We start from the raw sequence: 21,230 nt of genomic DNA on the forward strand, positions 1-21,230 counted from the left end.
CCGGCCCCCAGGGCCGGGCGGTTGTCGACGCCGGTCGAAGGGGTGGTCTAGGGGCGCAGCGCCACCGTGGAGGCGGTCACCGGCGAGGGCAGCTCGGTGCTGCCCGAGAGGTAGGTGTCGACGGCGGCCGCGGCGGCGCGGCCCTCCGCGATCGCCCAGACGATGAGCGACTGGCCGCGGCCGGCGTCACCGGCGACGAACACACCGGGCACCGAGGTGGCGAAGTCGTCGGACCGTGTGACGAGCCCGCGCGAGGTCAGCTCGATCCCGATCTGGTCGGTCAGCGGCGTCGTCTCCGGCCCGGAGAAGCCCATCGCGACGAGCACGAGGTCCGCCGGGATCTCGCGCTCGGTGCCGGCCTTGGGCACGCGCCGGCCGTCGGAGAGGTACTCGGTCGTCGCAAGCTTGAGCCGGTTGACCGTGCCGTCCTCGTCGCCGAGGAACTCGACCGTCGACGCCAGGTACGCGCGGTCGCCACCCTCGGCGTGCGAGGACGAGACCTCGAAGAGGATGGGGTCGGTCGGCCACGGCTGGTGCTCGGGACGGTCCTGCGGCGGGCGCTTGCCGATCGCCAGCGTGGTGACGCTCGCGGCGCCCTGGCGCAGCGCGGTGCCGAGGCAGTCCGAACCCGTGTCGCCGCCGCCGATGATGATGACGTGCTTGCCGGTCGCGGTGATCTGGTCGGCCACCTGCTTGCCGGCCGCGACCCCGTTCGCCTGGTGCAGGTACTCCATGGCGACGTGCACGCCGGTGAGCTCCTTGCCGGGCACCGTCAGCTCGCGCGGCACGGTGGCGCCGGTCGCGATGACGATCGCGTCGTACCGCGCCTGCAGCTGCGGCCAGGTCACGTCGCGGCCGACCTCGACGCCCGGGCGGAACCGCGTGCCCTCGGCCTCCATCTGCTCGAGGCGGCGGTCGATGTGGATCTTCTCGAGCTTGAAGTCGGGCACGCCGTACCGCAGCAGGCCGCCGATCGCGTCGTCCCGCTCGTACACGGCGACCGTGTGGCCGGCGCGCGTGAGCTGCTGGGCGGCGGCCAGGCCGGCCGGGCCCGAGCCGACGACCGCGACCGTGTGGCCGGTGAGGCGCTGCGGGACCTGCGGGGTCACCAGACCCTGGTCGAACGCCTCGTCGATGATCGAGACCTCGACGTTCTTGATGGTGACCGCGGGCTGGTTGATGCCCAGCACGCAACTCGACTCGCACGGCGCGGGGCAGATGCGACCGGTGAACTCCGGGAAGTTGTTGGTCGCGTGCAGCCGGTCGATCGCGTCCGACCACTGACCGCGCCACACCAGGTCGTTCCACTCGGGGATCAGGTTCCCGAGCGGGCAGCCGTTGTGGCAGAACGGGATCCCGCAGTCCATGCAGCGGCCGGCCTGCTCCTTGAGGTAGGGCTGCCCCTCCTGCAGGTGCTCGTGCACGTCCGCCCAGTCACGCAGGCGGATCTCGACGGGACGGTTGGGCGGGAGCTCGCGGTCGCGGACCTTGAGGAAGCCACGGGGGTCAGCCACGGGCCACCTCCAGGATCGTGTCCCACACGCCGGGCGCTGCGGGGTCGAGGCCGTCGGCCTCGGCCTGCGCGAGCGCGCGACGGACGCGGGCGTACTCGGTGGGCAGCAGGCGCGTGAACCGCGCCCGGGTCTGGGGGAAGTCCTCGAGCAGCTGGGCCGCGACCGGCGACCCCGTCTCCTCGTGGTGGGCGCGCAGCAGCTGTTCCACCAGCGCGGCGTCCTCGTCGTCGAGCGGGTCGAGCGCGAGCTCGTTGGTCCGCACGGCGTCCAGGTTCACGAGCGCGGGCACCAGGTCCAGCACGTAGGCCGTGCCTCCCGACATCCCGGCTCCGAAGTTGCGACCCGTCCGGCCGAGCACCAGGACGGTACCGCCGGTCATGTACTCGCACCCGTGGTCGCCCACGCCCTCGACGACGAGCGTCGCGCCGGAGTTGCGGACGCCGAACCGCTCGCCGACCAGGCCGCGCAGGAAGATCTGCCCGGTCGTGGCGCCGTAGCCGATGACGTTGCCCGCCACGACGTTGTGCTCGGAGGAGAGCACCGCGTTGCGGTCGGGACGGATCGCTATGCGCCCGCCCGAGAGGCCCTTGCCGACGTAGTCGTTGGCGTCGCCGAACAGCCGCAGCGTGACGCCGCGCGGCAGGAACGCGCCGAACGACTGGCCCGCCGAGCCCGTGAGGGTGACGTCGATCGTGTCGTCGGCCAGACCCGCGCCGCCGAACCGCTTGGTCACCTCGTGGCCGAGCATCGTGCCGACGGTCCGGTTGACGTTGCGCACCGGGAGGGCGATCCGGACCGGCTCGCGGCGCTCGAGGGCGTCCGTCGCCAGCGCGATGAGCCGGTTGTCCAGCGCGCGGTCCAGGCCGTGGTCCTGCAGCTTGGTCTGGTGCAGCTCCGTACCGGCGACCGGCGACGGCACCGCGAGCACCGGGGCGAGGTCCAGGCCCTCGGCCTTCCAGTGGTCGATCGCCGCGCGGGTGTCCAGCAGCTCCACGTGGCCGACGGCCTCGAGCAGCGTGCGGAAGCCCAGCTGCGCGAGCAGCTCGCGGACCTCCTGCGCGATGAACTCCATGAACGTCACGACGAACTCGGGCTTGCCGGTGAACCGGGCGCGCAGCTCGGGGTTCTGCGTGGCGACGCCGACCGGGCAGGTGTCGAGGTGGCAGACGCGCATCATGATGCAGCCCGAGACGACCAGGGGCGCCGTCGCGAAGCCGAACTCCTCGGCGCCGAGCAGCGCACCGATCACCACGTCGCGGCCGGTCTTGAGCTGGCCGTCGACCTGGACGACGACGCGGTCGCGCAGGTTGTTCAGCACGAGCGTCTGCTGGGTCTCGGCCAGGCCGATCTCCCAAGGGGTGCCCGCGTGCTTGAGCGAGGTCAGCGGGGAGGCACCCGTGCCGCCGTCGTGACCCGAGATGAGCACGACGTCCGAGTGCGCCTTGGCGACGCCCGCGGCGATCGTGCCCACGCCGAACTCGCTGACGAGCTTGGTGTGGATGCGTGCCCTCGGGTTGGCGTTCTTGGCGTCGTGGATCAGCTGCGCCAGGTCTTCGATCGAGTAGATGTCGTGGTGCGGCGGCGGCGAGATGAGCCCGACGCCCGGCGTCGAGTGCCGCGTCTTGGCCACCCACGGGTACACCTTGTGACCCGGCAGCTGACCGCCCTCGCCCGGCTTGGCACCCTGCGCGAGCTTGATCTGGATGTCGTCCGCGTTGGTCAGGTACTCGCTGGTCACGCCGAAGCGGCCCGAGGCGATCTGCTTGATCGCCGAGCGGCGCACCGGGTCGTTGAGACGGTCGGAGTCCTCGCCGCCCTCACCGGTGTTCGACTTGGCGCCGATGCTGTTCATCGCCACGGCGAGCGTCTCGTGCGCCTCCGCCGAGATGGAGCCGTAGGACATCGCGCCGGTGTTGAACCGCTTGACGATCTCGCTGACCGGCTCGACCTCGTCGAGCGGCACCGGGGTCCGCGCGCCGTCCTTGAACGCGAGCAGGCCGCGCAGGGTCATCAGGCGCGACGACTGCTCGTCCACCCGGCGGGTGTACTGCTGGAAGATGTCGAACTGCCGCGTCCGCGTCGAGTGCTGCAGGCGGAAGACGGTCTCGGGGTCGAACAGGTGGTCCTCGCCGTCGCGACGCCACTGGTACTCGCCGCCGACCGCGAGCCGCAGGTGCGCCTGGCGGTTGCCGCTGGCCGGGTACGCGTCGGCGTGCCGGGCGGCGACCTCCGCCGCGATGACGTCCAGGCCGATACCGCCGAGCCGGCTCGTCGTGCCCGTGAAGTACCGGTCGACGAGGGCCTGCGACAGGCCGATGGCCTCGAAGACCTGGGCGCCGCGGTAGGACGCGATGGTCGAGATGCCCATCTTCGACATGACCTTCAGGACGCCCTTGCCGAGCGCCTTGATGAGGTTGGCGACGGCCTTGGTCTCCTCGACACCCGGCAGGTAGCCCGAGCGCGCGAGGTCCTCGACGGTCTCCATCGCGAGGTACGGGTTGACAGCGGCCGCGCCGTAGCCGATGAGCAGCGCCGTGTGGTGCACCTCGCGGACGTCGCCCGCCTCGACCACCAGCGAGATCATCGTGCGGGTGTGCCGGCGCAGCGTGTGGTGGTGCACGGCGCTCAGCAGCAGCAGGGACGGGATCGGCGCGAGGTCCGCGTCCGAGTTGCGGTCGGAGAGCACGATGAAGCTGACGCCGTCGGCCACCGCCGCGTCGACCTCGGCGAAGATCTCGTCGAGCCGCGCCTGCAGGGCCTCTCCCCCGCCGCTGACCTTGTACAGGCCGCGGATGATGGTCGACCGGAAGCCGAGCGACGGCTCCTTGGCGACGTGCACGATCTTGGCGAGCTGGTCGTTGTCGATCACCGGGAACGGCAGGATCAGCTTGCGAGCGTGGCCGGGGCCGTCCTCGAGCAGGTTGGGCTCGGGGCCGATCGCCCCGCCGATGGCCGTGACCAGCTCCTCGCGGATGGCGTCCAGCGGCGGGTTGGTGACCTGCGCGAACATCTGCGTGAAGTAGTCGAAGAGCATGCGCGGGCGGCTGGACAGCACCGCGACGGGCGTGTCCGACCCCATGGCACCGAGCGGCTCCGCACCGGCTGCGGCCATCGGGCTGAGCAGGATCTTCAGCTCTTCCTCGGTGTAGCCGAACGCCCGCTGGCGACGACGCACGGAGGCCGCCGAGTGCGCCACGTGCTCGCGCTCGGGCAGCTGCGCCAGGTAGACCGAGTTCTCCCGCACCCACTGGGCGTACGGCTTCTGCGCGGCGAGCGTGGACTTGATCTCCTGGTCGTCGATGATCCGGCCCTTGCCGGTGTCGACGAGGAACATGCGGCCGGGCTCGAGGCGGCCCTTGGCGACGACGGTGGCGGGGTCGATGTCCAGGACGCCGGCCTCCGACGCGCACACGACGAGGCCGTCCTCGGTGACCCAGTACCGGCCGGGACGCAGACCGTTGCGGTCCTGCACGGAGCCGATCAGGGTGCCGTCGGTGAACGTCATGGCGGCCGGGCCGTCCCACGGCTCCATGAGCGTGGAGTGGTACTCGTAGAACGCGCGGCGGGCGGGGTCCATCTGGGCGTGGTTCTCCCACGCCTCCGGGATCATCATCATCACCGCGTGCGGCAGGGAGCGTCCGGACAGGTGCAGCAGCTCCAGCACCTCGTCGAAGCTGCCGGAGTCCGACCCGCCCGGCGTACAGACGGGCAGGAGCGGGGCGAGGTCGCCCAGCTCGTCGCTGGCGAGCGTGCCCTCGCGGGCCGCCATCCAGTTGCGGTTGCCGCGCACCGTGTTGATCTCGCCGTTGTGGGCGATCATCCGGAACGGCTGCGCGAGCGGCCAGGACGGGAACGTGTTAGTGGAGAAGCGCGAGTGCACCAGTGCGATCTCGGAGGCGTACCGCGGGTCCGACAGGTCCGCGAAGAACGGCTCGAGCTGCCCCGTGGTGAGCATGCCCTTGTAGGCGAGCGTGCGGGCGGACAGCGACGCGAAGTAGAGGCCGTGCTCACGCTCGGCCCGCTTGCGCAGCCGGTACGCGCGGCGGTCGAGCTCGACGCCCGACAGCTCCCGGGACGGGTCCGCGACGACGAGCTGACGGAACACCGGCATGGACGCGCGCGCCGTGGGACCGACCAGGTCCGCAGTGACGACGACCTCGCGCCACGCGAGGACGTCCAGCTTCTCCTCCGCGGCGATCGACTCGATCGCGCTCACCGCGCTGCGCTGCTCCGCCTCGTCGACGGGCAGGAACGCCATGCCGATCGCGTAGTAGCCGGCGGGCGGGAGCTCGGCGTCGACGACATCACGAAGGAAGGCGTCCGGGATCTGCGTGAGGATGCCCGCACCGTCACCGCTGTCCTCCTCGGCACCGACGGCGCCGCGGTGGTCGAGGTTGAGCAGAGCGGTCAGACCGGCGTCGACGATGTCCCTGCCGGGCGTCCCCCGCAACGTGGCCACGAAGGCGAAGCCGCACGCGTCGTGCTCGGCGGTGGGGTCGTAGAGACCCTGCGGCAGTGGCGCACGAAGTGCGCCAGGGCTCACGGGCGACGTCGACATCAGCACCGTCCTCACGGTCCCCGGGGGTCGGGGAATAGCACGAACAAGAGGGATAGCGGGACGTCGTCGGCCCAGACGTGGCGACGATACAGGGCGGTCCGCAGACCACACGCATCGTCAGAGCTGAGAAGCGCTTCCGGCTTCCCGCGGGTCAGCGGGCGGGTCGGTCGCTGTCTCGTTCACCTGCGACAAGTCTTCCTGCACTGTCGGGGGTGCCAGCAGGAGGGTCGTGTCACGTCCTGGGTGCCGGCGCCCGACCACAACGAACGCTACCAGCGCTCCGACGCCCACGATGATGGCCGTCCAGACGTTGAGGCGGACGCCGAAGATGTGGTTCGCCGGATCGACACGGAGCATCTCGATCCAGAGCCGGCCGGTGGTGTAGATCATCACGTAGAGCCAGAAGACGCGACCGTAGCCGAGCCGGTAGCGACGGTCGATCCAGATGAGCAGGGCGGCGCCCGCGAAGTTCCAGAGCATCTCGTACAGGAACGTCGGGTGGAACAGCGTGCCGGACTCGTAGCCCGGCGGGAGGAACGCGTCGTCGATCCGCAGACCCCACGGCAACGTGGTCGCGGCGCCGAACAGCTCCTGGTTGAACCAGTTGCCGAGCCGACCGATCCCCTGGGCCACCAGCAGGCCGGGCGCCAGCGCGTCCGCGAACGGTGCGAGCCGCACGCCCTGGCGACGGCAGCCGATCCAGGCACCGACGCCGCCGAACGCGACCGCGCCCCAGATGCCGAGGCCGCCCTGCCAGATGAACAGGGCCTTGACGGGGTCGCCGCCCGCGCCGAAGTACGCCTCGGGCGAGGTGATCACGTGGTAGATCCGGCCGCCGACGATGCCGAACGGCACCGCCCAGAACGAGATCTCCAGGACCGTGTCGGCCTCACCGCCGCGCTCGACCCAGCGTCGTCGCGTCATCCAGAGCGCGACGACGATGCCGAGGAGGATCGCGAGCGCGTAGGCACGCAGCGGGAACGGACCCAGGTGCCAGACGCCCTGGGACGGGCTCGGGATGGCCGCGATCACCGCGCCGACCTCACGCCTTCTGCGAGGGCCGCCGTGACCCGGGCGAGCTCGGCACGACCCGCGGCGGCGTCCGGCGCGTCGAGCACGGCGCGCACCAGCGCGGAGCCGACGATCACCCCGTCGGCGTAGCCGGCCACCTGCGCGGCCTGCTCCGGCCGGGAGACCCCGAGGCCGACGCAGACGTGCCCGGCGCCGGCGGCGCGCGTGTCCGCCACCAGCTGCTCGGCGCGGTTGCCGAGCGACGTCCGCTCGCCGGTCACGCCCATGGTCGAGGCGGCGTAGACGAACCCGCGGGAGGCGGCGCTCGTCGAGGCCAGCCGCTCGGGTGTGGAGCTCGGCGCGACGAGGAAGACGCGGTCCAGGCCGTGCTCGTCGGACGCAGCGATCCAGTCGGAGGCCTCGTCGGGGATCAGGTCGGGCGTGATCAGGCCGGCGCCACCCGCGGAGGCGAGGTCGCGGGCGAACGCGTCGACGCCGTAGCGCAGCACGAGGTTCCAGTACGTCATGACGAGGATCGGCGCACCGCGGCCGGACACCTGCTCCACCGCGCGGATCGTGTCGCGGACCTTGAAGCCGCGGGCGAGCGCCGCGTCGACGGCCTTCTGGATCAGCGGGCCGTCCATGACCGGGTCGCTGTAGGGCACGCCGAGCTCGACGACGTCCGCTCCCGCGTCGATCATGGTGCGCACGGCGTCGATCGAGCCGTCGACGCTCGGGTAGCCGACCGGCAGGTACCCGACGAGCGCGGACCGCCCCAGGCCGTCGAGGAACTCTGCGACCTGCGACCGCACGGCGACCGGCGTCATAGCTGTTCTCCCTGGTCGGCGAGCACGACCGGTTCGTCGTCGATCAGGTCGAACCAGGCCGCGGCCGTGGCCACGTCCTTGTCGCCGCGACCGGACAGGTTCACCAGGAGCACCGGCTCGTGGCCGTCGTCGCCGGTCCAGCCCGCGAGCTCGGGACCGAGCGCGATGGCACCCGCGAGGGCGTGCGCGGACTCGATCGCCGGGATGATCCCCTCGGTCCGGCACAGGACGCGGAACGCGTCCATGGCCTCGACGTCGGTGACCGGCCGGTAGTCGGCGCGGCCGATGTCGTGCAGCCACGCGTGCTCGGGACCGACGCTCGGGTAGTCCAGGCCGGCGGACACCGAGTGGCTGGGCAGCGTCTGGCCGTCGTCGTCCTGCAGCAGGTAGGACTTGGCGCCGTGCAGCACGCCGGGCTCGCCGCCGGAGAACCGTGCGGCGTGCCTCCCCGACGAGATGCCCTCGCCGCCGGCCTCGAAGCCGAACAGCCGCACCTCGGGGTCGTCGAGGAAGGCGTTGAAGATGCCCATCGCGTTCGACCCGCCACCCACGCACGCGGCGACGGCGTCGGGCAGCCGCCCGATCTCCTCGAGGAGCTGGGCCTTGGCCTCCTCGCCGATGATCTTGTGGAAGTCGCGGACCATCTCGGGGAACGGGTGCGGACCCGTCACCGTGCCGAGGAGGTAGTGCGTCGTCTCGACGTTGGCCACCCAGTCGCGCAGGGCCTCGTTGATCGCATCCTTGAGGGTGCGGGTCCCGATGGCGACCGGGATGACCTCCGCACCGAGCAGGCGCATGCGCGCGACGTTGAGGGCCTGCCGGCGCGTGTCCTCCTCGCCCATGTACACGACGCACTCGAGGTCCAGCAGCGCAGCGGCGGTGGCCGTGGCGACGCCGTGCTGGCCCGCACCGGTCTCCGCGATCACGCGCGTCTTGCCCATGCGCTTGACCAGCAGGGCCTGCCCCAGCACGTTGTTGATCTTGTGCGAGCCCGTGTGGTTCAGGTCCTCGCGCTTGAGGAAGACGCGCACGCCCTCGGCCACGTGCTTCGCGAACCGCGGGACCTCGGTCAACGGGCTCGGGCGGCCCGTGTACGTGCGGTGCAGCCGCGCCAGCTCGCGCCCGAACGCCGGGTCGGTGAGGGCCTTGTGGTACTCGGTGTCGAGCTCGTCCAGCGCCGCGATGAGCGCCTCCGGGACGTACCTGCCGCCGAACTGGCCGAAGTACGGACCCGCGTGCGTCGACAGCGGGCCGTCGGACACGGCCTCGAGCAGCTTGTCGGACAGCGGTCCGACCGATGGCCGACCGGTCACTGGCGCACCGCGCGCAGGGACGGGTGGGCACCGGCGGCGACGAGGTCCGCGACGGACTCGCGCGGGGCGTCGTCGGTGACGAGGGCCTCCCCGACGAGCACCGCGTCCGCACCGGCGCGGGCGTAGTCCATGACGTCGTGCGGGCCGCGGACCCCGGACTCGGCGATCTTGATGATGTGCGACGGGATCGCCGGGGCGACCCGGGCGAAGGTCGTGCGGTCCACCTCGAGCGAGCGCAGGTCGCGCGCGTTCACGCCGATCACCCGGGCACCGGCGTCGGCGGCGCGCTCGACCTCGTCGACGTCGTGCACCTCGACGAGGGCCGTCATCCCCAGGGAGTGGACCCGCTCGACGAGCGACTCGAGGACCGTCTGCTCGAGCGCCGCGACGATGAGCAGGACCAGGTCGGCGCCGTGCGCGCGTGCTTCCCAGACCTGGTACGGCGTGACGACGAAGTCCTTGCGCAGCACCGGGACGTCGACCCGGGCGCGGACGGCGTCGAGGTCGGCCAGCGACCCGTGGAAGCGGCGCTCCTCGGTGAGCACCGAGATGACCGCGGCGCCACCCTTCTCGTACTCGGCGGCCAGCGCCGCGGGGTCCTTGATGGTCGCGAGGGCGCCCTTGCTCGGGCTCGAGCGCTTCACCTCGGCGATCACCCGGACGGCGTCCTCGGCGCGCAGCCGGTTGAGGCAGTCGAGCGCCGACGGACGACGGTCCGCCTGCTCCTTGACCAGCGCGAGCGGCGTTGCTTCCTCGCGGACGGCCAGGTCCTGCCTGACTCCGGCGATGATGTCGTCCAGCACGGTCATCGAAGACTCACCCTCTCCCCTGTCGGCTCGGCCCGCACACCGTCGTGAGTGGCTCGGGGCCGGGTTCCATCGTAGAGGGGGTGGACAGGTGACCCCGACCACAACCAGGTGCTGGGACGCCGCTCCCGGACTCAGCCGGTCAGGGGGCGAGGTACGGGGCCAACGCGGGGATGTTCCGCAGGATGCCGAAGGCGACGACCGCGCCGAGCAGGACCCACGGCAGCGCGGCCGGGAGACGGCGGCTCGTGGGTCGTCCGCGCGTCGTCGCGACGAGCCAGCGCGCCCACGCGAGCACGAGGAGCGGGGCGACGACGACCCACAGCGGGTTCATCGCCCACGCCCCGGCGACGTCGGCGCGCGCGAGGTCGTGCGTCGCACGCAGGCCTCCGCACAGCGGGCACCACAGTCCGGTCATGGCGTAGAGCGGGCAGACGCCGTAGCTGCCGGAGACGTGCGGGTCGTGGAGCGCGATGACCGCGACCCCGAGCGCCACGGAGGCGCCGACGACCAGCGGCGCGCGAGGGTCCGCCGCGCGCGCCGCCGTCGCAGGCCTAGAACTGGTAATCGGACGAGTAGCCGTCGAGTCCCCCGGAGGCGAAGACGATCCAGTAGCCGATGCCGAGGACGACACCGACGATGCCCAGGATGAGCCCGGCCGTCGCCATCCCGCCGTTGGTCGCCTCGCCGCGGGCGACCGCCTTGCGCGAGAGCGAGCCGAGGATGATGGCGGCGATCGAGACGATCAGGATGCTGCAGCACGGGATGACGCCGAGGATTCCCGTGACCAGCGCCCAGACGCCGAGCGCGTTCTTGTTCTTCACGGGGTACTCGGGCGGGCCGTAGCCGGGGTATCCGCCCGGTGCGCCGTACTGGGGCTGCTGCCCGTACTGCGGCTGCTGCCCGTACTGGGGCTGGCCGTACGGCTGCTGGCCGTAGGGCGACGGCGCGCCGTACTGCGGGGCCGGCGGCTGCTGCGGCGGCTGTCCGTACTGCGGCGAGCCGTACGGCGTCGCGGGCGGGTACGGCGGCTCGGTGGGCGACCCGTACGGAGCGGGCGGTGCGGGCGGCGGATCGGCCGGCGCGCCGTAGGGCGCGGGCGGCGGGGTCTGCGGGGCCGACGGGTCCTGCGGCTGCGCGGGCTGGCCCTGCGGGTCGTAGGGGTTCTGCGGCTCGTCGGGGGTGGACATCGTTCCTCCTGGGTCGCGGGCAGCCCGGGCTACGTCGATGCAGGCAGTGTCGCGAACGCACACAGCCTGCCCCCACGACCGGTGCCATGTCCGGTCATCGTAGGCGCATCCGACCACGTCGCACCGAGATTTCGTCGGCGCGTCAGGGCGCCGGACGCGACGCGGCGACGAGCTCAGTGACCGCCGTGGTTGGCCTGGTGCGCCCGCGTCTTGGCGCCGCCCTGGCCGTAGCCGGCCGCGACGAGCAGCCGGGAGACGATCAGGCTCAGCACGATGAGGCCGATGCCGACCCAGAAGAGCCACACGAGCGCGAACGCGACGCCGAGGCCGGCGACCGTGAACGCGATGACGACCGCGTAGGTGGTGAACCAGGCGGCGACCGTCTTGCCGTGGTTCGTCGGCGCCGCCGTCGGCGGGAGGTTCAGCTTCTCGGTGACGGTGACGTTCTGCGCGCGGTGCGCGAGGGTGCGGTCGGCCATGGTGTGGTGCCTTTCGTGCTCGGTTCTGCGGCTCACCCTAGCGGACCGACGCGCAGGTTCGGCCGTGTCGGCATCCAGGTCAGGAGGGATCGTCGCCGCGGCTGAGCGCGTCCCAGTCGGCGCGCTCGTCAGGGGTCGTCGTCGGTCCGGACGATGCCGGGTCCGTCAGGTCGGTCGAGGTCGACTGGTACCGGCGCGTCGGGCCGGCCCAGCCCCGGGACGCGACCACGAGCCAGACGGCGGCGAGGATGTCGAGTGCGCCGACCACGAGCGCGACCGTCGGCCACGCGCTCGTCGCGACAGGCCCGGCGAGGTGGCCGACGCCCGTCTGGGCGGCGACCACGGGCGCCACGGCGGCGGCGGGGTCGGTAAGCGCCGAGACCGTCGTCGCGACGACGAGGACGCCGCACCCGGCGACGACGAGCGCGACGACCCAGCGGCCGACGCGCCCCACCAGCCCGACCGCGGCGCCGGCCGCCAGGATCGCCACGGCGGCGGCGAGGATCCCCGGAGCCACGTCGGTGCCCTGGACCGCGACGTCGACCGTGCCCTCGAGCGCGGTCGAGCCGGTCGTCGTGAACCAGACGGGGACGGCCGTCAGGGCGGTCAGGCCCGCGAGGACCAGCAGGAGCGCGGCCGCGCGTCCGCGTCCGGCCCTCCGGCGTGCGGGACCGCTCACGCGCCCGCGCGCCGCAGCCGCGAGGCCACCTGGACGGCGCGCACCGCGGCGGCGGCCTTGTTCCGGGACTCCTCGTACTCCAGCGCCGGGACCGAGTCGGCCACGATCCCTCCGCCGGCCTGCACGCTCGCGCGCCCCTCGCGGATGAGGGCCGTGCGGATGGCGATGGCCATGTCCATGTCGCCCGCGAAGTCGAAGTAGCCGACCGTGCCCCCGTAGATGCCGCGGCGAGCCGGCTCGATCTGGTCGATCAGCGCGATCGCGCGCGGCTTGGGCGCACCCGAGAGCGTGCCCGCCGGGAACGTCGCGACCAGGGTCTGCAGCGCGGTGGCGCCCTCGCGCAGGCGGCCGACCACCGTCGAGCAGATGTGCATGATGTGGGAGTAGCGCTTCACCGCCATGAACTCGACGACCTCGACGCTCGTCGGCTCGCAGACCTTGACGAGGTCGTTGCGGGAGAGGTCGACGAGCATGATGTGCTCGGCGCGCTCCTTGGGGTCGGCGAGCACCTCGTCCTGCAGGCGCAGGTCCTCCTCGGGCGTCGCACCGCGCGGACGCGACCCGGCGATCGGGAACGTCACGACGCGGCCGGACGTCACCTTGACCAGCGTCTCCGGGCTCGAGCCGACGACCGCGAAGTCCCGGCCGTCCGCGTCCTGCAGCTGCAGGTAGTACATGTACGGGCTCGGGTTGATGGTGCGCAGCACGCGGTAGACGTCCAGCGGGTCGGCCGGGCAGTCGAGGTCGAGCCGCTGCGACAGGACGACCTGGAACACCTCGCCGTCGCGGATGGCCTCCTGACCCGTGCGCACGGAGCTCTCGAACTCCTCGCGGGTCGACCGGAAGGTCAGCTCGGGCTCCTCGACGTCGGTGAGTACGGCGAGACCGGGCTCCACCGGGTGCAGCAGGGCGGCCTGCATCGCGTCGAGGCGGGCCACCGCGTCCGCGTGCGCGTCGTCGACGCGCTCGTCGGTGTCGTCGAAGTTGATCGCGTTGGCCACCAGCCAGACCGAGCCGTCGTGGTGGTCGACGACCGCGAGGTCGGTGGCCAGCAGCAGGGTCAGCTCGGGGACGCCGAGCTCGTCGGGCGCGTTGGCGGGCAGCGTCGGCTCCCAGTGCCGCACGATGTCCCAGCCGAGCGCGCCGACCAGGCCGCTGGTCAACGGCGGGAGGCCGCCGATCGCGGGCGTGCGCAGAGCGTCGAGCGTCCCGGCCAGGACGTCGAGGGCGTCACCCTCGGTGGGCACCCCCACGGGCACGTCCCCGACCCAGACGGGAGCCCCGTCGCGCACGGTGAGCGTCGCGCGCGAGTGCACGCCGACGAACGAGTAGCGGTCCCACGTCCCGTCGGCCTCGGCGGACTCGAGGATGAACGTCCCCGGCCGGCCGGCGGCGAGGGTGCGGTACAGGCCCACCGGCGTGACGTCGTCGGCCAGCAGGCGGCGGACCACCGGGATCACGCGCCGCTCGGTGGCGAGCACACGGAAGGTCTCCAGCGACGGCCACGTGCCACCCCAGGGGACCTCGGCGGCGGCGACGTGGGTCGGGAGCGTCGGCGCGCTCATGCACGGCCTCCGGTCTCGGTGGGGCGGTCGCCGACGACGGCGGGCAGCGGCCCGCCCGCGTCGAAGCACGTGCGGGCGCCGGTGTGGCAGGCGGCGCCGACCTGGTCGACCTCGACGAGGAGCGCGTCGCCGTCGCAGTCGAGGCTCACCGCCTTGACGTACTGGGCGTTCCCCGACGTGTCGCCCTTGCGCCAGTACTCCTGGCGCGACCGGCTCCAGAACACGACGCGACCCGTGGTCAGCGTGCGGTGCAGCGCCTCGTCGTCCATCCAGCCGAGCATCAGCACCTCGCGGGTGTCGTGCTGCTGCACGATCGCGGCCACGAGCCCCTGCGGGTCGTGGCGGAGGCGTTCGGCGACGGCGGGATCGAGCGTGGGGACGGGTGCGGACGACACGCCCCGAATCCTGCCACGTATGACGACGGGCGTCGGCGGGCGTCCGGCCTACCGCGTCTGCGACACCCAGGCGGCGTGCAGCGCGGCGTAGTGCCCCTCGCGCGCGACGAGGTCGTCGTGGTGCCCGACCTCCACCACGCGCCCGGCGTCGACGACGACGACGGCGTCGGCGGCCTCGGCGGTGGACAGCCGGTGCGCGATGGTGACGGTGCTCCGGCCACGCGTGAGCGACTCGAGGGCGCGCGCGATGCGCACCTCGGTCGCGGGGTCGACCGCGGACGTCGCCTCGTCGAGGAGCAGCAGGTCGGCGTCGGCCAGGTACGCACGGGTGAGGGCGACGAGCTGGCGCTCCCCCGCCGACAGGGACTCGCCGCGCTGGCCGACCGGCGTGCCGAGCCCGGCGGCGAGGTCGTCGACCCAGTCCGCCAGCCCGAGCGCGTCGACGGCCGCGCGGACGCGCTCGTCGTCGGCCGAGGCCGTGCTCGCGTCGTCGTCCGAACGCAGGCCGTACGCGATGTTCTCCGCGAGCGTGCCGTCGAACAGGAACCCCTCCTGCGGCACGAGCACGATCCGGCGACGCAGGTCGTCCACCGGGATGTCGCGCAGGTCCACGCCGTCGAGCAGCACCGCTCCCGCGGTCGGATCCATGAACCGGGCGACGAGCTTGGCGATCGTCGTCTTGCCCGAGCCCGTCGCGCCGACGACCGCCACCGAGGTCCCTGCCGGGACCGCGAGGTCGATGTCGAGGAGCACGGCGGGGCCGTCCGGGTAGTGGTAGGCCACGTCGCGCAGCTCGAGCGTCGCCGGGCCGCGAGGGCTCGGGACGCCGTCGGAGCCTGCGTCGACCACCTCGACGGGGGTCTCGAGCACGCCGAGGACGCGGCGCCAGCCCGCGACGGCGTTCTGCAGCTCGTTGAGCACCTCGGTGGCCATCTGGACCGGACCGGTGAACAGCTGGACGAGGAACAGGAACGCGAGCAGCTTGCCGACCGACATCTGCCCCGCGATCCCGAGGTATGTGCCCGCGACCACCACGACGGCGAGGACGAGGTTCGCCACCAGGACGCCGCTGGAGAACACGACGCCGACGAGGTTCTGCGCCCGGACCATCGCCGAGCGCGTGGCACCGACCGCGGCGTCGATCCGGCGCTGCGTGCGCTCACCGACGCCGTACGCCCGGATGGTCTCGGCCCCGACGACGGCCTCGGAGATGGCACCGAGCATGGCGCCGACGCGTTCGCGCACCACCGTGTAGCGCCCGTTGACCCGCTTCTGCAGCGGTCGCAGCGCGAGGAAGAGCGGCACGAAGCCCGCCCAGACGATCAGGGTCAGCTGCCAGGAGTAGACCGCCATGAGGATCGTCGCGACGCCGATCTGCAGCACCGAGACGAGGAGCATGATCCCGCCCCACTGCACGAACAGGGAGATCGTGTCGACGTCGGACGTCACGCGGGAGACCAGCGAACCGCGGCGCTCGGTGTTCTGCGTGAGCACCGACAGGTCGTGCACGTGGCGGAACGCCTTCGTCCGCAGCGACAGCAGGCCGCTCTCGCTCGACCGGAAGAGGCGGACGTTCACGTACCCCGAGCACACCGCCCCGATCAGCAGGCCGACCGCCGCGATGCTCGTCAGCACCACCACGCGGTGCACGTCCGGACCGCCGGGCGCGAGGATCCCGGTGTCCACGGTCTGCTGGACGGCGATCGGCACGAGGATCCGCCCGAGGGACGCGACGACGGCCAGCACGAGCGTGAGCTTCCAGCCGACCAGGAGCTGCGGGGACACCGCCAGACCGCGCCGGAGCGTCGCGACGACGCCGAGCGAGCTCGCGGGTGCCATGGCGCTCATGCCGGGTCCTGCGCGAACGACTCGATGACCTCGTCGAGCGCCAGCTCGTCGTCCGCCTCGGCGGCGCGACGGGCGGTCTCCTGCTCGTAGGCGGTGGCGAGCTCCCGGTACCCGGTGTCGCGGGCCAGCAGCTCGTCGTGCGTCCCGCGGTCCACCACGCGACCACCTTCGACATGCACCACCTCGTCGGCGAGGAGCACGGACGACATCCGGTAGGCGACGAGCAGCACCGTCGGACCGCCGGTCCCGCGCAGACCCCGCAGGATCGCCTGCTCGATGCGCGGGTCGACCGCGGAGGTCGCGTCGTCGAGGATCAGGACGGCCGGCCGCCGGACCAGCGCGCGGGCGAGCGCGAGCCGCTGCCGCTGCCCGCCGGACAGGTTCGCGCCGCGCTCCCCCAGCTTGGAGTCCAGGCCGCCGGGCAGCGCGCGGACCACGTCGTCGACGCGCGCGACGTGCAGCGCGTCCCAGACGGCGTCGTCGTCGGGCGCCCCGGGCTCGCCCTCGTCGGCCAGCGTCACGTTGCCGCGCACGGTGTCCTCGAACACGAACGTCGACTGCGACACCAGCGCGACGTGCCGGGCGAGGTCGGCCGGGTCGAGGTCCCGCAGGTCGACGCCGTCGAGCAGGACCGCGCCGGTCGTCGGGTCACTCAGGCGGCCGACGAGCGAGACGAGCGTGGTCTTGCCGGCCCCGGTCGGCCCGACGACGGCCACGGTCCGGCCCGGCGCGACGTCCACCGAGACCTCCCGCAGCAGCGCCAGGTCCCCGCCGCCCGGCAGGTCGACCGAGAGTCCGACGTCGCGCAGCTCGACCCGGGCGCCGCCCCCGGTGGGCACCCACGACCGGTCGCCCGCCGGCAGGGAGCTGCGCGCGTCGAGCACCCGGGAGATCCGGTCGTACCCGACCAGCGCCCGCGGGACCTCGCCGAGCACCCAGCCGAACGCCCGCACGGGGATCGCGAGCAGGGTCAGCAGGTAGGCAGCGGCGACGACGTCGCCGGTCTCGATGTGCCCGGCGCTGACCTGCACGGTGCCGACGACGAGGACCAGGAGCGTGCCCAGGCCGGGCAGGACGTCGATCACGGGGTCGAACAGCGCACGCACGATGCCGACGCGGACGTTGGCGTCGCGCAGCTCCTGCGCCCGCCGGGCGAACCGGGCCTCCTCGCGCGCCGCCGTGCCCAGCGACGTCACCAGCACCGCTGCCTCGAAGCTCTCGTGCGCGATGTCGGCGACGTCGGCGCGCAGCTGCTGGGCGCGGATGGCCGCCGGGGACATCCGGCGCTGGAACACCAGGTTCGCGACGACGGCCAGCGGCAGGACGACGAGCGCCGCCAGCGCCAACCAGACGTCGGTCCGGAACAGCGCGACCGTGGCCACGACCAGCATGACCGCCACGCCCAGCGCGAACGGCAGCGGGTTGAAGATGTTGGTGGCCGCCTCGACGTCCGCGCTCGCGTTGGACAGCAGCTGGCCGGTCGGGTGCCTGCGGTGCCAGCTCATCGGCAGGTGCAGGTACTGGCGCGTGACGCTCGTGCGATGGTCCTCCTGGATCAGGGCGAACCCGCGACCGGCGAAGATCCGGCGCAGCGCGACCGTCACCGCGAGCGAGACCGCCACGAGCGCGATCGCCGCGCCCGCCAGCCAGATCCGGTCCTGCGCCTCCTGCGAGCCCGAGATCGCCGGCACGACGACCTCGTCCGTGATCGTGCCGAGCACCCGGCTGACGCCGACCGTCAGCACCCCGAAGACGGCCGACGTGCCGACCGCGACGACGTAGGTGCCCGGGTGTGCCCGCATGCCCCGCCAGATCAGCTGCGTCGCGCGGCTCGGCACCGAGCCGGTGAGCGCCGTCGATCGCAGTGGGGGCACGACAAGGACCTTCCAGGGAGCCGATGGGGGTTGCCAGCAAGTTTCTCACGGGTCGGACAGCAGGTCTCCTCGGCGGGACCGCACCCGGGGCACCGTGCGAGCATGCGGCATGCCCTGGCACACGATCGAGCGCGAGCAGCTGGCCGAAGCCCTCAGCGCCGTCGCGCCCGACGCCCCCACCCTGTGCGAGGGCTGGCAGGCACGTCACCTCGCCGCGCACGTCGTGCTGCGCGAGCACTCGCCCGTCGTCGGCCTCGCGCTCGCCGTCCCACCGCTTTCCGGGCGGGCCGAGTCGGCCATCGACCGGCTCGCCGACGAGTCCCGCGCGCCCGGCGACTACGCGCAGCTCGTCGACCGGGTCGCCGCCGGCCCGTCCCGGCTGCACCCGATCGCCTGGGCCCCGGAGCTCATGAACCTGCTCGAGCTCTTCGTGCACACCGAGGACGTGCGACGCGGCGCCGGACCCGTCGGTCCGCGGACGCTCGACCCCGAGCAGACCGAGGCGCTGTGGGTGGCCCTGGTCCGGCAGGGCGGCGGACGCCTGCGCCACGTGCCCGTGGGGGTGGTCCTGGTCCGCCCCGACGGTGTCCGCCACGTCCAGCACCGGGCCCGCGACGGGTACGGCTCGGTCGTGGTCCGCGGCGCGGTGAGCGAGCTGGCGCTGTACCTGTTCGGACGCGGCGCCGCGGCGCACGTCGACCTGCAGGGTGCCGCGGACGACCTCAGCGAGCTGGAGCGCGTCCTGCCCGCCTGATCAGCCCGCGGCCGCGGTCGGGTGCCCGGTGTCGAGGATGTCCACGACGAAGACGACCGTCTGGCCGGCCAGCTCCTCGCTCTCCGTGACGCCGAGCGCGTAGGTCGGCGGGACGACGAGCATCACCTGGCTGCCGACCGGTTGGTCGATGAGACCCTCCGCCCAGGCCTGCACGTCCTGCAACGAGAACGAGACCGGCAGCCCGTCGTGCGACCACGTCGAGTCGAACGACTCGCCGGACGTCCACGCGAACCCCGTGTACTGCACCGTCACGACGTCGTCGGCCTGGACCTGCTCGCCGGAACCTCGGACCAGCGGCTGCGCGACGAGCCCGGCCGGCGGTTCGGTCCCGGTGGGCGTCAGCGACGGCGCCCCCGACGGGTCGAGCGTGACGGCGGGCAGGTCGGCACGCGGGGGGACGGCCTCGCCCGACGCCCGCGTCGGGAGCACGTCGATGACGGTCACCGTGGGGTAGTCCGAGGCGCCGTTGCCGGTGCCCGGGCTGATCTGGAGCAGACGCGCCCCGACCTTCTGGCCCTGCAACGTGTCGAACAGGTCCTTGCCCAGGTCCACCTCGGTGAGCAGCAGCGCCGTCGGCTTGGTGGAGTAGCTCTCCTTGACCAGGGACGCGTCGGCGGCGTCCTCGAGCCAGAAGTCGATGAGGACCGCGGAGCCGTTGACCAGGTCCGGACCCGTGCCCGGCCAGATCTGCTCGGTGTGCGTCGTCGTGACGTCGAGGGGCGTCAGGTACGTGATCGTCGGCGCCTCACCGGGCTCACCGGTGACCGTCACGTCCGGGACCGACGTCTCGGGCGTGCTGCACCCGGCGAGGCCGACGAAGGTGAGCGCGAGCGCGGCCGCAGCCGCCAGGGCGCGCAGTCGTCGCACGGTCGGTCCTCCTCGTCACGGGCAGATGGGACGCCGCCCGGACGACCGGCCGACGCACCGGGACACTGTACGGTCCCGACCTGGTGCTCAGGGACTCGCGGGCGAGCCTCTCACCAGGTCCTCACATCGACTCGATCAGCCGGTCCACCCGCTCGTCGACGCTGCGGAACGGGTCCTTGCACAGCACCGTGCGCTGGGCCTGGTCGTTCAGCTTGAGGTGCACCCAGTCGACCGTGTAGTCGCGTCGGGCGTCCTGGGCGGCCCGCACGAAGTCACCGCGCAGCTTCGCCCGCGTCGTCTGCGGCGGCACCGCGGTCGCCTCGAAGATCTCGAGGTCCGTGGTGACGCGCTCGACCATGCCGCGCGCCGCGAGCAGGTTGTACAGACCCTCGGTGCGCGAGATGTCGTGGTACGCCAGGTCGAGGCGCTGCACGCGCACGTCCGACAGCTCGAGGTTGTGCTTGGCCTGGTAGCGCTCGATGAGCTTGTACTTGATCACCCAGTCGAGCTCGCGCTCCACGAGCGACAGGTCACCGGTGCGCAGGGCGCGCAGCCCGCGCTCCCACAGGTCCAGCACCTGCTTGTTCTCCGGCGTCGGCCCGCCCTCGGACGCGAGGAAGTCGGTGACGCGGGTCAGGTACTCCTCCTGGAGGTCGACCGCCGTGACGGTCCGCCCGTTCGCCATCGTGATCGGGTGCATGCCCGTCATGTCGTGGCTGATCTCGCGGATCGCCCGGATCGGGTTCTCCAGGGCCATCTCCCGCATGGGGACGCCCGCCTCGATCATGCGCAGCAGCAGGTCGGTCGTGCCGACCTTGAGCATCGTCGTCGTCTCGGACATCGACGAGTCCCCGACGATCACGTGCAGGCGCCGGTAGTGCTCCGCGTCCGCGTGCGGTTCGTCGCGCGTGTTGATGATCGGCCGGCTGCGGGTGGTCGCGCTGCTGACGGCCTCCCAGATGTGGTCGGCGCGCTGCGAGAGGCAGTAGACGGCACCGCGGGGCGTCGCCAGCACCTTGCCGGCGCCCGTGAGGATCTGGCGCGTGATGAGGAACGGCACCAGGACGTCGGACAGCCGCGAGAAGTCGCCCTGCCGACGCACCAGGTAGTTCTCGTGGCAGCCGTAGGAGTTGCCGGCCGAGTCGGTGTTGTTCTTGAACAGGTGGATCGTGCCCGGCAGGCCCTCGTGCTCGAGCCGCTGCTGGGCGTCCGCCACGAGCCCCTCGAGGATGCGCTCGCCGGCGCGGTCGTGCGTGACCAGCTGGCGGACGTCGTCGCACTCCGCCGTGGCGTACTCGGGGTGCGACCCGACGTCCAGGTAGAGCCGCGAGCCGTTGCGCAGGAACACGTTGGACGAGCGCCCCCACGCGACGACCTTGCGGAACAGGTACCGCGCGACCTCGTCGGCCGACAGCCCACGCCCGTCCTGGGCGGCGCACGTCACGCCGTACTCGGTCTCCAGGCCGAAGATCCGCCTGTCCATCGCCGTACCTCCCTCGGTCGTGCCTTGCCTCGTGCCCTCGCTGTGG

The 21,230-nt window shown here is 72.6% G+C and carries 17 protein-coding genes; 1 reads left to right on the forward strand and 16 read right to left on the reverse strand.

Annotated features, from left to right (window positions below; translation table 11 throughout):
- Positions 1-47 precede the first annotated feature (47 nt).
- The 14 genes from AC1DZC_RS04315 to AC1DZC_RS04380 all read right to left on the reverse strand — a co-directional run bounded on the left by AC1DZC_RS04315 (position 48) and on the right by AC1DZC_RS04380 (position 17,987).
- Complete coding sequence (locus tag AC1DZC_RS04315) at positions 48-1,514, reverse strand: glutamate synthase subunit beta (protein ID WP_477042385.1); 1,467 nt, start codon at positions 1,512-1,514, stop codon at positions 48-50.
- A complete protein-coding gene (gene gltB, locus AC1DZC_RS04320) occupies positions 1,507-6,072 on the reverse strand; it encodes a glutamate synthase large subunit (RefSeq protein WP_477042386.1) in 4,566 nt (1,521 codons plus the stop codon). Before gltB ends, AC1DZC_RS04315 begins: the two co-directional genes overlap by 8 nt.
- A 117-nt stretch (positions 6,073-6,189) precedes the next feature.
- Positions 6,190-7,104, reverse strand: coding sequence for a prolipoprotein diacylglyceryl transferase (lgt, locus tag AC1DZC_RS04325; RefSeq protein WP_477039162.1), 915 nt, complete (start codon positions 7,102-7,104; stop codon positions 6,190-6,192).
- The gene (gene trpA, locus AC1DZC_RS04330; RefSeq protein ID WP_477039163.1) at positions 7,101-7,910 is read right to left on the reverse strand and encodes a tryptophan synthase subunit alpha; all 810 of its coding nucleotides are present in this window, start codon (positions 7,908-7,910) and stop codon (positions 7,101-7,103) included. Before trpA ends, lgt begins: the two co-directional genes overlap by 4 nt.
- The gene (gene trpB, locus AC1DZC_RS04335) at positions 7,907-9,223 is read right to left on the reverse strand and encodes a tryptophan synthase subunit beta (protein WP_477042387.1); all 1,317 of its coding nucleotides are present in this window, start codon (positions 9,221-9,223) and stop codon (positions 7,907-7,909) included. Before trpB ends, trpA begins: the two co-directional genes overlap by 4 nt.
- Positions 9,220-10,032 carry an indole-3-glycerol phosphate synthase TrpC gene (gene trpC / locus AC1DZC_RS04340; RefSeq protein ID WP_477042388.1) on the reverse strand — a complete coding sequence of 271 codons (813 nt, stop codon included), beginning with the start codon at positions 10,030-10,032 and terminating at the stop codon, positions 9,220-9,222. The genes trpB and trpC overlap by 4 nt, the downstream gene beginning before the upstream one ends.
- A 139-nt stretch (positions 10,033-10,171) precedes the next feature.
- Positions 10,172-10,525: a DUF2752 domain-containing protein gene (locus AC1DZC_RS04345; protein WP_477039166.1), complete on the reverse strand. Its 354-nt coding sequence runs from the start codon at positions 10,523-10,525 to the stop codon at positions 10,172-10,174.
- A 58-nt stretch (positions 10,526-10,583) separates the two neighbouring features.
- On the reverse strand, positions 10,584-11,219 hold the full coding sequence (locus tag AC1DZC_RS04350) for a DUF4190 domain-containing protein (RefSeq protein WP_477039167.1): 636 nt from the start codon (positions 11,217-11,219) through the stop codon (positions 10,584-10,586).
- Positions 11,220-11,392: 173 nt separating this feature from the next.
- The gene (locus AC1DZC_RS04355; RefSeq protein ID WP_477039168.1) at positions 11,393-11,698 is read right to left on the reverse strand and encodes an HGxxPAAW family protein; all 306 of its coding nucleotides are present in this window, start codon (positions 11,696-11,698) and stop codon (positions 11,393-11,395) included.
- 79 nt (positions 11,699-11,777) lie between these two features.
- Positions 11,778-12,377 (reverse strand): Trp biosynthesis-associated membrane protein, encoded by a 600-nt coding sequence (locus AC1DZC_RS04360; RefSeq protein ID WP_477042389.1) that lies wholly within the window; start codon positions 12,375-12,377, stop codon positions 11,778-11,780.
- Entirely contained in the window at positions 12,374-13,942 is a 1,569-nt protein-coding gene (locus tag AC1DZC_RS04365) for an anthranilate synthase component I (RefSeq protein WP_477039170.1), read from the reverse strand. The genes AC1DZC_RS04360 and AC1DZC_RS04365 overlap by 4 nt, the downstream gene beginning before the upstream one ends.
- Positions 13,939-14,337: a phosphoribosyl-AMP cyclohydrolase gene (gene hisI / locus AC1DZC_RS04370; RefSeq protein ID WP_477039171.1), complete on the reverse strand. Its 399-nt coding sequence runs from the start codon at positions 14,335-14,337 to the stop codon at positions 13,939-13,941. The genes AC1DZC_RS04365 and hisI overlap by 4 nt, the downstream gene beginning before the upstream one ends.
- A gap of 48 nt (positions 14,338-14,385) precedes the next feature.
- Entirely contained in the window at positions 14,386-16,185 is a 1,800-nt protein-coding gene (locus tag AC1DZC_RS04375) for an ABC transporter ATP-binding protein (RefSeq protein ID WP_477042390.1), read from the reverse strand.
- Positions 16,182-17,987, reverse strand: coding sequence for an ABC transporter ATP-binding protein (locus tag AC1DZC_RS04380; RefSeq protein ID WP_477042457.1), 1,806 nt, complete (start codon positions 17,985-17,987; stop codon positions 16,182-16,184). The genes AC1DZC_RS04375 and AC1DZC_RS04380 overlap by 4 nt, the downstream gene beginning before the upstream one ends.
- Positions 17,988-18,168: 181 nt before the next feature.
- Between AC1DZC_RS04380 and AC1DZC_RS04385 the strand changes: the two genes are divergently transcribed.
- Positions 18,169-18,813, forward strand: a complete 645-nt coding sequence (locus tag AC1DZC_RS04385) for a TIGR03085 family metal-binding protein (protein ID WP_477042391.1) — start codon at positions 18,169-18,171, stop codon at positions 18,811-18,813.
- Here the strand turns inward: AC1DZC_RS04385 and AC1DZC_RS04390 are convergent, their stop codons facing one another.
- Both AC1DZC_RS04390 and pafA read right to left on the reverse strand, forming a co-directional pair.
- Positions 18,814-19,701 (reverse strand): FKBP-type peptidyl-prolyl cis-trans isomerase, encoded by an 888-nt coding sequence (locus AC1DZC_RS04390; protein WP_477042392.1) that lies wholly within the window; start codon positions 19,699-19,701, stop codon positions 18,814-18,816.
- A gap of 121 nt (positions 19,702-19,822) precedes the next feature.
- Positions 19,823-21,184, reverse strand: coding sequence for a Pup--protein ligase (gene pafA / locus AC1DZC_RS04395; protein WP_477039175.1), 1,362 nt, complete (start codon positions 21,182-21,184; stop codon positions 19,823-19,825).
- Positions 21,185-21,230: the final 46 nt, after the last annotated feature.

Source organism: Cellulomonas sp. P2_B4 (assembly GCF_056404795.1).

Coding starts and splice junctions, on each gene's coding strand:
- AC1DZC_RS04380 (WP_477042457.1), bottom strand. CDS start 17,987: ATGCGGGCACACCCGGGCACCTACGTCGTCGCGGTCGGCACGTCGGCC.
- pafA (WP_477039175.1), bottom strand. CDS start 21,184: ATGGACAGGCGGATCTTCGGCCTGGAGACCGAGTACGGCGTGACGTGC.
- AC1DZC_RS04350 (WP_477039167.1), bottom strand. CDS start 11,219: ATGTCCACCCCCGACGAGCCGCAGAACCCCTACGACCCGCAGGGCCAG.
- AC1DZC_RS04375 (WP_477042390.1), bottom strand. CDS start 16,185: ATGAGCGCCATGGCACCCGCGAGCTCGCTCGGCGTCGTCGCGACGCTC.
- AC1DZC_RS04355 (WP_477039168.1), bottom strand. CDS start 11,698: ATGGCCGACCGCACCCTCGCGCACCGCGCGCAGAACGTCACCGTCACC.
- trpA (WP_477039163.1), bottom strand. CDS start 7,910: ATGACGCCGGTCGCCGTGCGGTCGCAGGTCGCAGAGTTCCTCGACGGC.
- gltB (WP_477042386.1), bottom strand. CDS start 6,072: ATGTCGACGTCGCCCGTGAGCCCTGGCGCACTTCGTGCGCCACTGCCG.
- AC1DZC_RS04385 (WP_477042391.1), top strand. CDS start 18,169: ATGCCCTGGCACACGATCGAGCGCGAGCAGCTGGCCGAAGCCCTCAGC.
- AC1DZC_RS04365 (WP_477039170.1), bottom strand. CDS start 13,942: ATGAGCGCGCCGACGCTCCCGACCCACGTCGCCGCCGCCGAGGTCCCC.
- trpC (WP_477042388.1), bottom strand. CDS start 10,032: ATGACCGTGCTGGACGACATCATCGCCGGAGTCAGGCAGGACCTGGCC.